Annotated in this window: 13 protein-coding genes; 12 read left to right on the top strand and 1 reads right to left on the bottom strand. The window is 40.3% G+C overall.

Annotation, left to right across the window (positions count from 1 at the left end):
- Positions 1-111 precede the first annotated feature (111 nt).
- The 8 genes from yfmH (at position 112) to FC24_RS03935 (ending at position 9,849) form a co-directional block, all read left to right on the top strand.
- Positions 112-1,419 (top strand): EF-P 5-aminopentanol modification-associated protein YfmH, encoded by a 1,308-nt coding sequence (gene yfmH, locus FC24_RS03970; RefSeq protein ID WP_057873584.1) that lies wholly within the window; start codon positions 112-114, stop codon positions 1,417-1,419.
- A gap of 1 nt (position 1,420) precedes the next feature.
- Positions 1,421-2,149: an elongation factor P 5-aminopentanone reductase gene (gene ymfI / locus FC24_RS03965; protein WP_057873583.1), complete on the top strand. Its 729-nt coding sequence runs from the start codon at positions 1,421-1,423 to the stop codon at positions 2,147-2,149.
- Positions 2,150-2,263: 114 nt separating this feature from the next.
- Positions 2,264-3,190: a helix-turn-helix domain-containing protein gene (locus tag FC24_RS03960; RefSeq protein WP_057873582.1), complete on the top strand. Its 927-nt coding sequence runs from the start codon at positions 2,264-2,266 to the stop codon at positions 3,188-3,190.
- Between the two features lie 95 nt (positions 3,191-3,285).
- Positions 3,286-3,873 (top strand): CDP-diacylglycerol--glycerol-3-phosphate 3-phosphatidyltransferase, encoded by a 588-nt coding sequence (pgsA, locus tag FC24_RS03955; protein ID WP_057873581.1) that lies wholly within the window; start codon positions 3,286-3,288, stop codon positions 3,871-3,873.
- 178 nt (positions 3,874-4,051) lie between these two features.
- Complete coding sequence (locus tag FC24_RS03950) at positions 4,052-5,302, top strand: competence/damage-inducible protein A (RefSeq protein WP_057873580.1); 1,251 nt, start codon at positions 4,052-4,054, stop codon at positions 5,300-5,302.
- A gap of 132 nt (positions 5,303-5,434) precedes the next feature.
- Positions 5,435-6,514 carry a recombinase RecA gene (recA, locus tag FC24_RS03945; protein WP_057873579.1) on the top strand — a complete coding sequence of 360 codons (1,080 nt, stop codon included), beginning with the start codon at positions 5,435-5,437 and terminating at the stop codon, positions 6,512-6,514.
- 546 nt (positions 6,515-7,060) lie between these two features.
- A complete protein-coding gene (rny, locus tag FC24_RS03940) occupies positions 7,061-8,623 on the top strand; it encodes a ribonuclease Y (RefSeq protein WP_057873578.1) in 1,563 nt (520 codons plus the stop codon).
- 155 nt (positions 8,624-8,778) lie between these two features.
- Complete coding sequence (locus FC24_RS03935; protein WP_057873577.1) at positions 8,779-9,849, top strand: glycosyltransferase family 4 protein; 1,071 nt, start codon at positions 8,779-8,781, stop codon at positions 9,847-9,849.
- A 4-nt stretch (positions 9,850-9,853) separates the two neighbouring features.
- Here FC24_RS03935 and FC24_RS03930 read toward each other — a convergent pair whose 3' ends face one another.
- Positions 9,854-10,498 carry a YigZ family protein gene (locus FC24_RS03930; protein WP_057873576.1) on the bottom strand — a complete coding sequence of 215 codons (645 nt, stop codon included), beginning with the start codon at positions 10,496-10,498 and terminating at the stop codon, positions 9,854-9,856.
- A gap of 114 nt (positions 10,499-10,612) precedes the next feature.
- On the opposite strand from FC24_RS03930, the gene FC24_RS03925 reads away from it, so the two are divergent.
- From FC24_RS03925 to secA, 4 genes are all read left to right on the top strand, one after another.
- Positions 10,613-11,884, top strand: a complete 1,272-nt coding sequence (locus FC24_RS03925) for an ATP-dependent helicase ComFA (RefSeq protein ID WP_057873585.1) — start codon at positions 10,613-10,615, stop codon at positions 11,882-11,884.
- Entirely contained in the window at positions 11,884-12,561 is a 678-nt protein-coding gene (locus FC24_RS03920) for a ComF family protein (RefSeq protein ID WP_057873575.1), read from the top strand. The genes FC24_RS03925 and FC24_RS03920 overlap by 1 nt, the downstream gene beginning before the upstream one ends.
- 198 nt (positions 12,562-12,759) lie before the next feature.
- A complete protein-coding gene (gene hpf / locus FC24_RS03915) occupies positions 12,760-13,317 on the top strand; it encodes a ribosome hibernation-promoting factor, HPF/YfiA family (protein WP_057873574.1) in 558 nt (185 codons plus the stop codon).
- Positions 13,318-13,659: 342 nt separating this feature from the next.
- Complete coding sequence (gene secA / locus FC24_RS03910) at positions 13,660-16,026, top strand: preprotein translocase subunit SecA (protein WP_057873573.1); 2,367 nt, start codon at positions 13,660-13,662, stop codon at positions 16,024-16,026.
- Positions 16,027-16,060 lie beyond the last annotated feature (34 nt).

The following is a 16,060-nucleotide window of genomic DNA, read 5'->3' as shown; positions in this document are numbered from 1 at the left end:
TTTCTATACAATTCAGAAATCTTTTATGCATTTACACAAAATATTTTACGCTCTCCAAAAAATTAATTTACAAGCTGTTTATTTTTTGAGTCAGCAAAGGGGTGAACAAGTATGCAAAAAATAGATTATCAATTACTGGGAGAGACGCTTTATCAGCAAACATTGCCTAATGGGCTGACGGTCTCTTTATTGCCTAAAGCTGATTACCATAAAACCTATGCCGTATTGACAACTAATTATGGTTCGATCGATGATTTGTTTATCCCGCTGGGGCAGTCGGACTATGTCCAAATGCCAGCTGGTATTGCCCACTTTTTGGAACATAAAATGTTCGATAAAAAAGATGGTGATATTTTTGAGGCTTTTAGTCGCCAAGGTGCTAGCGCCAATGCATTTACTAGTTTTACGCGAACGAGCTACCTGTTTTCAGCAACAAATCAAATAAAAACTAATTTATTAACATTATTAGATTTTGTTCAGCAACCTTATTTCACAGCCGCTTCGGTTGCAAAGGAAAAGGGGATTATTGGTCAAGAAATTGAAATGTATGAGGATGATCCTAATTGGCGCTTATTCTTTGGCATTATTGGTAACTTATACCCTAAACATCCCATACATCATGATATTGCTGGCACAGTAGAGTCTATTGCGCAGATCACGCCTGCACAGTTATATTCGGCTTATCAAACATTTTACCAGCCTAGTAACATGAACCTATTTGTGATTGGCCATTTTGACCCCGAAACCATTATGACGGCGGTTAGTGCTAATCAACAACGTAAAACGTTCTCTGAACCGACTATAATTCACCGTCAATTTCCAGAAGAAGATGCGTCTGGACATGATATTATTCCTTACCGTGTGACAGAGTTACCAGTGCAGCGAGGTAAAAGCATTGTAGGAATTAAAGGCTTGACGGCAGTCAGTCAAGATCGTGCTGGTTTAAAGTATCGTACGGCTTTAAATCTTTTGTTCGATATGTTGTTTGGCGACTCATCACGTAATTATTTGCGCTTGTATGATCAAGGAATTGTGGATGATACTTTTGGTTATGAACTGGACATGGAACGAACTTTTCATTTTGCAACTTTTAGCGGTGACACGGATCATCCACAGCAATTATCAGATGCTGTGATTAAATTATTGGAAAATGCTGCTGATAATCCTGATTTAAATGAAAAACGATTAGCCTTAGTAAAAAAAGAAGCGATTGGTAGTGCATTGCAGTCATTAAATAGTCTAGAATACATTGCTAATAGTTATTCTGGAAATCATTTTGAAACAGCCAGCTTATTTGATTTAGTGCCTATCATCAGTGAAATAACGTTGGCTGACATCCAGTCTGCCCTGCACCGCTTTGTCCGCCATGAGGCCTTTAGTGTTTTCCACATTGAAGCACAAAGTGCAGGAGATGATTAAAATGGCAAAAGCAGCACTGATTATCGGGGCTTCTGGTGATATTGGGCAGGCCATTACCCAACATTTAGCAGCAAACGGGTGGTCATTATATTTACATTATTTTCAGCACGCGAGGCCAGTAAGAAAATTGCAGACGCAATTGATCAAACAGTATCCTAAACAGGATTTTTTTGCATTGCAAGCAGATTTGACTAAAACAGGGCAGCTGCAACAACTAACAAGTCAATTATTTCAAGTTGATGCCGTGGTATTTGCTGCTGGCATTACTTATTACGGACTTTTTCAAAAGTTATCTGCGTCGCAATTAGAGCAATTATGGATAATGCACGTTAAAGCGCCATTACTGCTTTGTCAGCGATTAAGTGCTAAACTAGCTCGTAGTGGCGCAGGACGCATTGTATTTATTGGGTCGGTCTATGGTGGTAGTGGCAGTCCGTTGGAGGTTGCTTATAGTACTGTTAAAGGTGCTCAGTCCGCTTTTGTTAATGCATATGCGCGTGAAGTAGCTTCTTTAGGGATTACAGTTAACGTAGTTGCACCAGGAGCAGTGGATACAAAAATGAACCAAATGTTTGATCAACAAGCAAAGACGGCATTGCGTCAAGAAATTCCCGTCAGTCGGTTAGCTCAACCAGCAGAAATTGCTTATTGGGTTGGCGCTTTGTTAAAGTCAGGGGCAAGTTATTTAACCGGACAAACGCTTTATGTAACCGGTGGTTGGCGACGTTAATGCCTAAGAATTGCTTAAATTCGATCATGGCAAGAAAATCATAGTGAAAAGATTTATTTTTCTATGCTATACTAAAACTAAATTCGATAAAAGATTATAGGTGGAAAAGAATCAATGAGTGAAATAGGACAAAAACTACGTGATGCGCGGATTGATAAGGGGTATACATTAGACGATCTGCAGCAGATTACCAAAATTCAAAAACGTTATTTGATTGCAATTGAAGAAGGCAACTTTGACGCGTTGCCTGGTGATTTCTATGTTCGGGCATTTGTTAAGCAGTATGCAGAAACTGTAGGTTTAGATAGTGAAAAACTACTGGCTGAGTTTAACGATGCGATCCCGCAACCGCAGCCACCGGAACATATCGCACCGGATAAAGAAGCAGACAAACCAACTTCGCGGACCCGGACACATAATCATAATTCCGGGTGGTCTCGTTTTAACCGGTACTTGCCGACAATTATTATTGTGGCAGTAGTGGTGATTATTGTCGGTGTCATCTATGCTTTTGCCATCGGTAATCGGGACCGAAACAAAAGTGTCATTCAAGAAAGTTCGTCAGTAACAGTTTCTTCAGAATCTTCTAGTAATAAGGCAAAGCATTCCCAAGCTGCTTCTTCATCTGCTAAAGAAACTTCTAGTAAAAAAGAAGAAACTAAAAAGCCAACGCTTAAGTTAGAATCTAGCAGCAGTACAGCAGCATCATTTAACTACACTAATGCACCAGAAAAGAATACGTTAGTCTTGCACGCTGATGATGCAAAAACAGCATGGGTTTCAGTCACTGCTGGCGGTACCCAAATCTGGCAAGGGACATTAAAGAGTGCTGAACAGACGATTACCATGCCAACTGGGACCACGTCGTTTATTGTCAAAACTGGTAATGCACAAAATACCAAAGCTAAATTAAATGGTAAAGATTTCAACCTCGATCCAGATAATAAAGGCGGTTTTGTTAAACAAATTACGGTAAATATTAGCACAGCAGCATCTGCAGAAGATAGTAGTAGTGAAAGCAGCAGTCAAGCTAGCGAATAAAATAGAATGAGTTCAGCTGGATGGCTTTTAACGTTCATCAATGATGTGAATGTGAGGTTCACAGCTGGCTGTTCTGATGCAGAGGAGAATGTTTAATGAATGTACCTAATCGCTTAACGTTAATCCGTATTTTTATGATTCCATTATTTATGTTGGTTGTTTTAGTACCATGGAATTGGGGAAGTGCTAATGTTGCTGGTACGATTATTCCTTGGACCCAAATTATTGGCACCATTATTTTTGCAGCGGCATCGATTACGGACTTAATTGATGGTAAAATTGCTCGTGGCCAACATTTAGTCACTAATTTTGGTAAGTTTGCAGATCCTTTAGCAGATAAGATGTTAGTGATGACCGCGTTTATTATTTTAGTGGGGATGAACAAGGCACCATCTTGGGTTATCGCAATCATTGTCTGCCGTGAATTAGCTATTACTGGTTTACGGTTATTACTGGCAGAAAGCGACGAACATGTGGTGATGGCAGCGGCAATGCCAGGTAAGATTAAAACAACAACGCAAATGTTAGCCATTATCTTTTTGTTTTTAAATAATGTTTTCTTCAACAACATTCATTTTCCAATGGGGTTAACTTTGTTGTACATTTGTTTATTTTTCACAGTTTATTCAGGAATTGATTATTTTGTTCACAGCCGGCACGTTTTCGCTGATTCATTCAAATAATTGTAATGAAAAGTGTGAGTTGTAGCAATTGATTTAAGATCAAATTGTTTGGCAGTGTGCTAGGTGGTGAAAATGGGTTGTCACATAATTATTTATGTTGCAGCCCTTTTTTTGTTAAAAAAACATTAGCTGAAGTTATGATGAAGACTTTGCGTAATTTAATATTGGAGGCAAAAAAATGCGAGCAGAGATTATTGCAGTTGGAACTGAAATTTTGTTGGGTGAAATTACCAATACCACAACGCCGTTTGTTGCACATGAATTGGCAGATTTAGGAATTGATGTTTATTATCAATCAGTAGTGGGGGATAATGCAAAACGCTTAACGGCAGCGATTAAGCTGGCAGATAGTCGCAGTGATTTAATTATCCTGACAGGAGGCCTAGGACCGACTAAAGATGATTTAACCAAGCAAACTTTAGCGGCATATTTAAAGGAACCATTGGTAGTTGATCAACCAGCAATGGCACACATTGAAGCTTATTACAAGCGTACACAACGGCCAATGACGCAAAATAATCGATTACAGGCAATGTTGCCAGCTAATAGCACACCGTTGAATAATCCAGTGGGAATGGCAGTAGGTGCGTTATATCAAGCAGATACGCGCACTTATATGCTTTTACCGGGGCCACCAAGTGAATTGGAGGCGATGTTCATTGATTCAGCACGGCCGCTTTTAGCAAAAAAATATCACCAGGCCAACGTTTTGACGTCACGCGTCTTGCGTTTTCATGGTATTGGTGAGTCAGCTTTAGTCACCAAATTAGCAGATTTAATTGATCAGCAAACCAACCCTACTATTGCTCCTTATGCTAAGGCCAATGAAGTGACAATTAGATTAACCGCTGAAGCAAATGAACAAACACAGGCCAAGCAGATGTTAGATCACTTGGAAAATCAGGTACAACAACGTGTGGGCGCTTATTTTTATGGTTACGGCGAACATAATTCACTAGAAAAAGTAGTGGTTGGACTCTTGGCAAAACGTGGCTTAACGATTACTGCAGCAGAGAGTTTAACTGCCGGTATGTTTCAAAGTATGATAGGTAATGTTAGTGGTGCTTCAGCTGTTTTTTCAGGCGGTTATGTGACTTATTCATTAGCTGAAAAAGCACATTTATTAGAAATTGATCCGGCATACTTGCAGCAGCACGGTGTGGTTAGTGAAGCAACCGCCATTGCAATGGCGCAACAAGCAAAGAAATTGCAAAAAACTGATATTGGCGTAGCGTTTACTGGTGTTGCTGGACCAGACACACTAGAAGGCCAGCCAGCTGGGACAGTCTATATTGGGATTGCTTACCGTGATCAAAAGCCTTTTGCCCGCCAATTTAATTTCTCACGCTCGCGGAATCTAATTCGGCAACAAAGTGCATTAACTGGTTTCGATTTGGTCTACCATCAATTGCAAGCTGATCAAAAATAGGGAACGTTTGTTCACTTTTTGCTTGCTTTTTAGAGGGCGATTCGGTATGATTGACGGTGGAACAATTGCAAGAGGCAAGTTGTTCACGCTAACTATTGATGAGATAACGTGATAATTTAAGGAGGTTCTCACTTGGCTGATGAACGTAAAGCTGCATTAGATAATGCATTAAAGAGAATTGAAAAGAATTTTGGCAAAGGCGCGGTGATGCGTCTTGGTGAAAAGGCGGATACAAAAATTTCAACGATTTCTTCAGGTTCATTAGCCCTTGACGAAGCGCTAGGCGTTGGCGGCTATCCACGGGGCCGGATTGTTGAAGTCTATGGACCAGAAAGCTCTGGTAAAACAACGGTTGCGCTACACGCTGTGGCTGAAGTCCAAAAAGAAGGTGGGACAGCTGCTTATATTGATGCTGAAAACGCTATGGATCCGCAATATGCGGCCAATCTTGGCGTTAACATCGAAGATTTGCTTTTATCGCAGCCTGATACTGGTGAACAAGGATTAGAAATTGCTGATGCCTTGGTTTCTAGTGGTGCAATTGACTTGGTTGTTGTTGACTCAGTTGCCGCTTTGGTTCCACGTGCTGAAATCGAAGGGGAAATGGGTGATGCTCACGTTGGTTTGCAAGCACGGTTGATGTCACAAGCACTGCGTAAGCTTTCTGGTACAATTAATAAAACCAAAACCATTGCGATTTTTATTAATCAAATTCGGGAGAAAGTTGGGATTATGTTTGGTAATCCGGAAACGACTCCTGGTGGCCGGGCGCTTAAGTTCTATGCAACTGTTCGGCTAGAAGTTCGGCGGGCTGAACAAATCAAAGATGGAACAAACATTATTGGTAACCGGGTTAAAATTAAAGTGGTTAAGAATAAGGTTGCACCGCCATTTAAACTTGCACTAGTCGACATTATGTACGGCAAGGGCATTTCACAAACTGGTGAACTGGTTGATATGGCCGTTGATAAGGACATTATTGATAAAAGTGGTTCTTGGTATGCTTATGGTGAAGAACGGATTGGTCAGGGACGTGAAAATGCTAAGAAGTATTTAGCTGACCACCCTGATACAATGGTAGAAATTAAGCAAAAAGTTCGGAAAGCTTATGGCATTGCAGAACCTGCGCTAGAAGAAGAAAAGGACAAAGAAAAAGCTGATACTAAGAAGTCAACAAAGACGGATGCTAAAAAGAAAACCGGTAGTAAATAATTTTAAAGCTAATCGTTTTTAATGAATTGATTAGCTGAAAAGTGTGTCTTAATGGGCTGATTGTTCATCAGTCATTAATATACGGGGCTGTGACAAAAGTAATCTTTTTGCCACAGCCCCATTTTAATTATACCTATGATTCTAAAATAGGTGCTATCAGACAATTGTTTATGCTTAGTTTTAGTTCACCAAACATGCCATGTGACTCATTCGTTGATTTGGGCGCTGCAATAGCTAACTGCTTGATGACACCACTTTGTTAGTTGTTGTGCTACTATGTGGCTTACATTACCGTTTCTTGTGATGCGAAGTTGCATTATTTTAAGCGTTGATTATTTTTTATTTAAATAATTATTTGGTGGCTAATTCACTGATTAAAGCATTTAAACCGTTATTACTGACTGTGTTGCTAAAGCACAGAGCCGAATTGCTGTTGACAGTCACAGTTTGCAACTATAAAATAAACAGTGTGTAAATAATCAAATAATAACATCTTAATTTATACGATTGAACAATATAATCGTTTGATGATGCGGAGGTGAAGATATGAGTCTATCTATCGCAATAATCCTCGCAGTCATCATGTTAGTTGTCGGTTTAATCTTAGGCTACGTTGTGCGTAAAGCTGTACATGAAAAGCAATTGGCTTTAGCACATAGTACCGCCGATAGCATCATCGCTGATGCAAAAAAAGAAGCTGAAACGCAGAAAAAAGAAGCACTTTTAGAAGCAAAAGATGAAAATCATCGTTATCGGACTGAGATTGAAAATGAGTTAAAAGAGCGACGCAGTGAAGTGCAACGACAAGAGCATCGCGTTTTACAACGTGAAGAAACACTTGACCGCAAGGATAATACGTTGGACAAAAAAGAACGACTCTTAGAAAAACACGAAAATACACTGACTAGCAGACAACAACTCATTGATGAAAAGCAGAAAAAAGTATCCTCACTAATTGAAAAGCAGCAAACTGAATTAGAACGTGTTGCTGCTTTATCTCAAGATGAAGCACGGAAAATTATTATTTCGCAGACTAAGTCAGATTTGGCTGAAGAACGCGCCGTGTTAATTAAAGAAAGTGAAGCAGACGCTAAAGAAACAGCTGACCGAACTGCAAAAAGCCTGATTGCCTACGCTATCCAGCGTAGCGCTGCTGACGCAGTTGCGGAAACGACAGTTTCGGTAGTTAACCTACCTAATGATGATATGAAAGGTCGAATTATCGGTCGTGAAGGCCGTAATATTCGGACGCTAGAGACGTTGACTGGGATTGATTTGATCATTGATGATACGCCAGAAGCCGTTATTTTAAGCGGCTTTGACCCAGTGCGGCGTGAAATTGCGCGAATGGCGTTAGAAAAATTAATCCAAGATGGCCGGATTCATCCTGCTCGAATTGAAGAAATGGTTGAAAAATCACGTAAAGAAATGGATGAACGTATTCGGCAAATTGGTGAACAGGCCATTTTTGATGTTGGAATTCACAACATGCACCCTGATTTAATTAAAATTTTAGGTCGGTTGCACTTTAGAACAAGTTATGGTCAAAATGTTTTAAACCACTCGCTTGAAGTCGCTAAATTAGTAGGTGCTTTGGCAGCAGAATTAGGTGAGGATGTTACATTAGCGAAACGCGCAGGATTATTACACGATATTGGTAAAGCCTTAGATCATGAGGTTTCTGGTTCGCACGTTGAAATTGGTGTTGAAATTGCCCGGAAATATCATGAAAACGAAGTTGTCATTAATGCAATTGCGTCCCATCACGGCGACGTAGAACCAACTTCAATTATTGCAGTGTTAGTTGCAGCCGGGGATGCGATTTCGGCTGCTCGACCAGGTGCACGTTCGGAATCGTTAGAAAATTACATTCACCGGCTTGAAAAACTTGAAGCCATTACAAATGATTTCAAAGGTGTTAAAAAAAGTTACGCCATTCAGGCAGGTCGTGAAGTTCGTGTTATGGTTAAACCTGAAGAGATTAATGATTTACAAGCTGTTACTTTGGCCCATGATATTCGTAAGCGAATTGAAGATGAGTTAGAATATCCAGGTCACATTAAGGTAACGGTTATTCGCGAAACCCGTACGATTGAATATGCTAAATAAAAAAATAAGCGTTTTGCACGTCTACTAAAAGCTTTTAGTGACTAGCGTGCAGAACGCTTGTTTTATTTTCTTGAGTTAAAGGTGAGTTGTGTTTCTAATGGTGACTTTGTATAATACGGGGCATAAGGAAAACAGTTGAAAGTGGGTTTAACGCAATGTTTAGAATAATTGTCATGTTTAGTTTGACCATGGTGCTTTCTGCTGTCATTACACCCTTTATCCGTCGACTTGCCATTAAAATGGGGGCGGTGGATAAACCTAATGCACGGCGGGTCAATAAAAAACCAGTACCGTCAATGGGCGGTTTAGGTATTTTTATTGTCTTTACATTTGCGACCTTTGTTCTACTCCGTGACCAATTTCCCACGATGATGTTATATAGTATTTTTCTAGGCGAGTGTATCATCGTGATCACTGGCATCTTAGACGATATTTTAGAATTAAGTCCTAAACAAAAGTTACTCGGCATTTTGTTAGCAGCATTAGTCATTTATTATGTGGCAGGTATCCGAATGACCAATATTTCGATTCCTTTTGTGGGACAATTTGATTTTGGTCATTGGAGCTTGCCGGTAACCTTAATCTGGATTTTAGCGATTACTAATGCGGTTAATTTGATCGACGGGTTAGATGGTTTAGCAACTGGCGTATCCATTATCGCACTGTTTACCATGGGAGTGATCGCTTGGTTCTTTTTGATCGTTCCTGAAGTGGATGTACCCATCATGATTTTTACACTAGTCGCAACATTATTAGGCTTTTTGCCCCATAATTTTCATCCCGCAAGTCTATTTTTAGGCGATACAGGTTCGTTATTTATTGGTTTTATGATTGCTGTATTGTCATTAGAAGGCTTAAAAAATGTGACATTCATTTCGCTAGTCATTCCTGTTATGATTTTAGGCGTTCCAATAACGGATACACTTTTTGCAATTATCCGGCGTTTATTGAACCACAAACCAATTGCACAAGCAGATGAGCACCATTTACACCATCGTTTGTTAGCCATGGGACTGACTCAGCGACAAACAGTGTTGACGATTTATGGAATTGCGCTGATTTTTTCTTTAATTGCGTTGTTGTTTCCACTTTCTTCTAAATGGGGAATTATTTTATTAATTATTGCGGCGGCGTTTGGTCTAGAAATTTTCATTGAGGTGATCGGTTTGGTCGGACCCCACTGGCAACCTTTATTAAAAATAATCCGCCGATTAGTGAAACACTAACTAATTACTTAGGCCGGTGATAGGCTATTTCGTGGTAACTTTTGTCGCCTAGTTTAAATGCCACTTGTCCTGCCAGCAAATCGGTCAATTGTGTTTGCACTGATTTTAAGCGATTTTGGTCGATAGATAAGGTTAATGTGACTTGAGTTAAATAAGTGGTATCAATAATAGCAATATTTTCGGTTTCTAAATAATGATTGACTTTACCTAATTGTGCATAGTCGATTGTGGCAAGCAAGGTTTGTTGTAGCTTACCTTCCACCAAGCCAATTTGTGCCAGTGCTTGGCTAACGGAATTACTGTAAGCTCGAATCAAACCGCCAGCACCTAATTTAATGCCACCAAAATAACGTGTTGTGACAGCGACCACATTTTTCAGATGTTCGCGGCGCAGTACTTCTAACATTGGCACACCAGCGGTACCTACAGGCTCGCCATCATCGTGGGCCCGTTGGTATTCATCATGTTCACCAATTAGATAAGCACTACAATTGTGTGTTGCTTTGTAGTGCTTTTTTTTGCACGCTGCAATAAATTTTTGTGCACTTGTTTCATCAGCTACTCGTGCTAATTGACAGATGAAACGCGATTTTTTAATTTCCAATTCGTGCTCACCGTTAGTTTTGATAGTTAAATAATGGGTTAACAAAAATGAAACCTCCTTAAAAAATAATGATTAAATTAACGTATTTTATTGGTAGTGGAGGTGAGTTATATCAATCAGACAAACTTGTATGGCAGGCAACAGACGTTCACACCAGCTATGCTTGCCACTGCTAATAATATACCACATCTAAAGCGGCGACCTGCAATGATGATTAAGGGAAGGTGGGTGTACTGTAATCGTTGTCGGGCCCGTCATCTAAAACAACAGGTTCAATTAGCTGATGGCCGCTATTATTGCCCGGCTTGTTTGTTATTAGGCCGGATTTGTTCTGATGATTATTTAGTGAGTTTACCAGAACCTAATGTTTTTTCGCATTCTGAACAACCGCTGACTTGGAAAGGACAATTAACTCATGATCAGCAAGCAGCTGCTCAGCAAATTAAAGCAAATTTTCGTAAACGGCAAGATCATTTATTATGGGCAGTCACTGGTGCTGGGAAAACAGAAATGCTTTTCCCCGGTCTGGCTTGGGCATTGGCACAAGGTTTACGCATCGGGGTGGCTTCCCCGCGTGTTGATGTTTGTTTAGAGTTATTTCCTCGGTTTCAAGCTGCTTTTTCACAACATACCATTATGCTATTGCACGGCCGACAAACTGAGCCATATCATTATTCGCAATTTGTCTTGTGTACAACGCACCAATTGTTACGTTTTTATCATGCCTTTGATATTTTAGTGATCGATGAAGTGGATGCATTTCCTTACGCTCAAGATCCACAATTAGCTTTTGCAACCCAGCAGGCTTTAAAAACTGATGGCGCGCGATTATTTCTAACAGCAACGCCCAGTAAACAGTTATTATATCAAGTGCGTTTGGGCAAACTAACTTTGAGTTACTTACCTAAACGCTATCATGGCTATCCCTTACCACAACCAAAAATTCGGCTATGTTTTTCTTGGCAAAAGCAATTGTTGCATAATAGTTTGCCGCCTTTATTAAAGCAGCTGTTAGCGGTTAAATTGAAACAGCAACAACATTTTTTGTTATTTGTGCCCCGGATTGCACTATTACCGAGCATAGCTAAATTACTGCACCAGACTTTTCCTGAACTCAAATTTGCAACGGTCCACGCTAGCGACCCAGCACGTTTAGAAAAAGTAGAACAGATGCGACAACAGCGATTAGACTGTTTAGTCACCACCACGATTTTAGAACGTGGTGTGACATTTGCTGGGATAGATGTGATCGTCTTGGGTAGTGAGGATCCTGTTTTTTCCGTTGCAGCATTGGTGCAAATGGCTGGTCGGGTAGGTAGAAAAGCAGCCCACCCAACTGGTCAAGTTGACTTTATTTGTGCTGGGGTGACCCGTTCATTACAACAAGCCTGCTGCCAAATTAAAAAACTGAACCGAAAGGCGGGGTTTTAATGCGGTGTTTACTTTGTGGACAAAAATTTAGTCAAAAATTAAAGTTAGCCGATTTGCTTTATTGGCGGCCACTGTTAACACAACGGATTTGTTCTCACTGTTACCTTACAGTGAAGCGTATTGATCAAGCTTGTCTAGAATGTGGTCGCCAACAGCAAACAGCAACACGGTGTCAGGATTGTCAGCGCTGGCAGCGACAAAAACAACCTTTGCTTTATCACCAAGCACTTTTTATTTATAATCAGGCAATGCATGATTACTTTAAGCGATACAAGACTTTAGGTGATTACCGTTTACGAACTGCCTTTAGTGGTGATTGTCAGCGTTGGTTAAGGCAGCATCAAGCAGACATCTATGTTCCCATCCCTACTGATACTACGCGTTATCAGCAACGCGGCTTTAATCCGGTGGTAGGGTTATATCAGCGTTGTGTGCCCTTAACTTTTTGTTTAAAAAAGCGGCCACAAATCAAGAAACAAGCACAAAAAAACCGACAGCAACGTTTGCAAATGACGCAGCCATTTTACTTTAGTGGCGATGCCGCTCAATTAACGGGGAAAAAGATTTTGTTGTTAGATGATGTCTATACCACTGGTCGCACCCTACGCCATGCACAGAATTGCTTATTAAAGGCAGTTCCAAATTGTACTATCCGTTCGTTTAGTTTAGCGCGTTAGATTGACTGCACGTACTTTTGTTTGTCAATTAGATCGCTTTCTATTATAATTAATGTGTAAGCAAGGGAGAGCAGCAGAATCTGATTGACATGTTGTTGGCTCACTTAGCGCTTGATGACTAACTAAATAGCATGATTGATTTTGCTTTGCTCGTGTTTGCCAATATGACAAACTTGCAAGTGAAAGGGGAGAAGTTCTATGCTTAATTATAACGTCCGTGGAGAAAATATCGAGGTGACCGCCGCGATTCGCAGTTACGTTGAAAAACGGTTGAATAAGCTAGAAAAATATTTCACCAATACTGCTGAATCAATTGCGCATGTCAACTTAAAGGTTTATTCTGACAAAACGGCTAAGGTTGAAGTAACCATTCCATTGCCGTACTTAACGTTACGTGCCGAGGAAACTTCACCTGACTTATATGCCAGTGTCGATCTCGTAACGGACAAGCTAGAACGTCAGATTCGTAAGTTTAAAACTAAAATTAACCGTAAGTCCCGTGAAAAGGGCTTCCGCAATTTTAATTTAACTGTTCCACAGGCTGACGAAAAAGACGATAAAAAGGAAGAAAAACTGGATATCGTGCGGACAAAACAAGTTAGCTTGAAGCCAATGGATAGCGAAGAGGCTGTTCTCCAGATGGACATGTTAGGCCATAACTTCTTTATCTTCGAAGATGCTGAAACTAATGGTACCAGTATCGTTTACAAGCGCCGGGATGGCCGGTATGGTTTGATTGAAACTGATGTGCAATAATTAAAAGCAAATTAGTGAAAAAGCCTGTGGTGAAGTGATTTTTGCCACAGGTTTTTTCTGAGCAGCTCCCCTAATCATTTGATAATTGTGGTATAAAGCAGCGGATAATCCACTTGGTGGGTTTGTCCGCTGCTTGTTGTTATTGTTTAAAGTGGCGAACGCATGATTTAAAAGATGTTTGCAGTGCCTTGAATTAATGCTAAACTTGAAGTAATGTTTTTGGGTAACGTTATGAATTAATCGTTAGCAAACGTAAAGAAATTCGCTAGTTTGCTTTTAATAAGTTGACTTAACAAAGAAAAAAATATTGATTAAGATGTTTTAACAAGAAGGGAACTATGTATGGCAAATATTTTAAAGAAATGGGTCGAAAGCGACAACCGTGAAGTTAAGCGAATGAGTAAAATTGCCGATCAGGTTGACGCTTATGCGGATGAGATGGCGGCTTTGCCAGATGAAAAATTACAAGCTAAAACACCTGAATTTAAAAAGCGGCTTAAGCAAGGCGAAACATTAGATGATATTTTGCCTGAGGCCTTTGCCGTTGCACGTGAAGGTGCCAAGCGAGTGTTAGGTTTGTACCCGTTTTACGTTCAAATTATCGGTGCTATTACCTTACATGAAGGTAACATTGCCGAAATGCGCACTGGTGAAGGGAAAACATTAACGGCGACCATGCCGGTTTATTTAAACGCATTAGAAGGTAAGGGCGTGCATGTTGTGACGGTGAACGAATACCTTTCTAGCCGTGACGCAACGGAAATGGGTGAGCTTTATAATTGGTTAGGTCTGTCAGTGGGCTTGAATTTAAATTCACTGAGTCCAGAAGAAAAACGGGCGGCTTACCAAGCCGATATCACTTATTCTACTAATAGTGAATTAGGTTTCGATTATTTACGGGATAATATGGTGGTTTATAAGGAACAGATGACGCAACGGCCATTAAATTACGCAATCGTCGACGAAGTGGACTCGATTTTAATTGATGAATCGCGGACGCCTTTGATTATTTCTGGACAAGCGGAAAAATCGACGGCACTTTATATTCGGACAGATCGGTTCGTGAAGAAGTTAAAAGAAGAAGAAGACTATAAAATTGATTTGCAAACTAAAACCATTAGTTTAACTGAACAAGGTATTCGTAAAGCCGAAAAGAATTTTGGCCTAGATAATTTATATGATGCCGATAACATGGCGTTAACTCACCATTTGGATCAGGCATTACGTGCTAACTACATTATGTTGAAAGATATTGATTATGTGGTTCAAGATAGTAAGGTCATGATTGTTGATTCCTTTACCGGTCGTGTCATGGAAGGTCGACGTTATTCCGATGGGCTGCACCAAGCGATCGAAGCTAAGGAAGGCGTGGAAATCCAGGATGAAACGAAAACCATGGCCAACATTACGTACCAAAACTTTTTCCGGATGTACAATAAATTGGCGGGGATGACTGGGACAGCTAAGACGGAGCAAGAAGAATTCCGTGAAATTTACAATATGCAAGTGATCACAATTCCAACTAACCGTCCAATTGCCCGGATTGACCATCCTGATCTGTTATACCCAACGTTAAAAAGTAAATTTAAAGCTGTGGTTGCCGATATTAAACGTCGGCATGAAAAAGGCCAGCCACTTTTAATTGGTACTGTTGCCGTTGAAACCTCAGAACTGTTATCAAAAATGTTAGATCGCGAACACATTCCCCACATGGTTTTAAACGCTAAAAATCATTTTAAAGAAGCCGAAATTATTATGAATGCAGGTCAGCGTGGCGGTGTTACCATCGCGACTAACATGGCCGGCCGTGGGACCGACATTAAATTAGGCCCTGGCGTCAAAGAAGTTGGTGGCTTATGTGTAATTGGGACTGAACGTCATGAATCGCGGCGGATTGATAATCAGTTACGTGGTCGTGCAGGCCGTCAAGGTGATCCTGGTGAAACCCAGTTTTATTTATCACTGGAAGACACATTGATGCGACGGTTTGGTTCTGATCGGATTAAAGCATTGTTGGACCGAATGAAGGTTGCTGACGATGACGCAGTTATTCAAAGTCGAATGATCACACGGCAAGTTGAATCAGCCCAAAAGCGTGTCGAAGGGAACAACTATGATACGCGGAAAAATACATTGCAGTATGATGATGTTATGCGCGAACAGCGTGAAGTGATCTATTCACAAAGAATGCAAGTGATTGATAGTGATAAATCATTGAAATATGTCTTAATTCCAATGATTAAGCGGACGGTTAAACGGATTGTCGATTCACATACGCAAGGCGAGCGTAAGGATTGGGATTTGCAAGCCATTTATGATTTTGCGGTTGGCTCAATGGTGCCAGAAGATAGTATTTCTATTGAACATGATCTTGCTGGCAAGACCAGCCAAGAAATTATCGATTATTTGTTAGAACGGGCAAATCAAGTTTACGCACAAAAGCAAAAGCAACTTTATGATGCCGAACAGATGCTAGAGTTTGAAAAAGTTGTGATTTTACGAGTAGTCGATTCTCACTGGACAGATCATATCGACACTATGGATCAAATCCGGCAATCTATTGGTTTGCGCGGGTACGGCCAGCTGAATCCATTAGTTGAGTACCAATCTGAAGGTTATCGGCTGTTTGAAGAAATGATCGCTGATATTGATTTTGATGTTACACGGTTATTTATGAAAGCAGAGATTCGGCAAAATATACGCCGTTAAGCTGGTTAATTACAGTGAATCGCTAAGTTTAATG

Origin of the sequence: Loigolactobacillus rennini DSM 20253 (assembly GCF_001436505.1) — a bacterium.
Taxonomy (GTDB): domain Bacteria; phylum Bacillota; class Bacilli; order Lactobacillales; family Lactobacillaceae; genus Loigolactobacillus; species Loigolactobacillus rennini.
The sequence above is the reverse complement of the archived record's forward strand: the minus strand, read 5'-3'. Positions and strand labels throughout refer to the sequence as shown.

Coding starts and splice junctions, on each gene's coding strand:
- yfmH (WP_057873584.1), top strand. CDS start 112: ATGCAAAAAATAGATTATCAATTACTGGGAGAGACGCTTTATCAGCAA.
- ymfI (WP_057873583.1), top strand. CDS start 1,421: ATGGCAAAAGCAGCACTGATTATCGGGGCTTCTGGTGATATTGGGCAG.
- FC24_RS03960 (WP_057873582.1), top strand. CDS start 2,264: ATGAGTGAAATAGGACAAAAACTACGTGATGCGCGGATTGATAAGGGG.
- pgsA (WP_057873581.1), top strand. CDS start 3,286: ATGAATGTACCTAATCGCTTAACGTTAATCCGTATTTTTATGATTCCA.
- FC24_RS03950 (WP_057873580.1), top strand. CDS start 4,052: ATGCGAGCAGAGATTATTGCAGTTGGAACTGAAATTTTGTTGGGTGAA.
- rny (WP_057873578.1), top strand. CDS start 7,061: ATGAGTCTATCTATCGCAATAATCCTCGCAGTCATCATGTTAGTTGTC.
- FC24_RS03935 (WP_057873577.1), top strand. CDS start 8,779: ATGTTTAGAATAATTGTCATGTTTAGTTTGACCATGGTGCTTTCTGCT.
- FC24_RS03925 (WP_057873585.1), top strand. CDS start 10,613: ATGCTTGCCACTGCTAATAATATACCACATCTAAAGCGGCGACCTGCA.
- FC24_RS03920 (WP_057873575.1), top strand. CDS start 11,884: ATGCGGTGTTTACTTTGTGGACAAAAATTTAGTCAAAAATTAAAGTTA.
- hpf (WP_057873574.1), top strand. CDS start 12,760: ATGCTTAATTATAACGTCCGTGGAGAAAATATCGAGGTGACCGCCGCG.
- secA (WP_057873573.1), top strand. CDS start 13,660: ATGGCAAATATTTTAAAGAAATGGGTCGAAAGCGACAACCGTGAAGTT.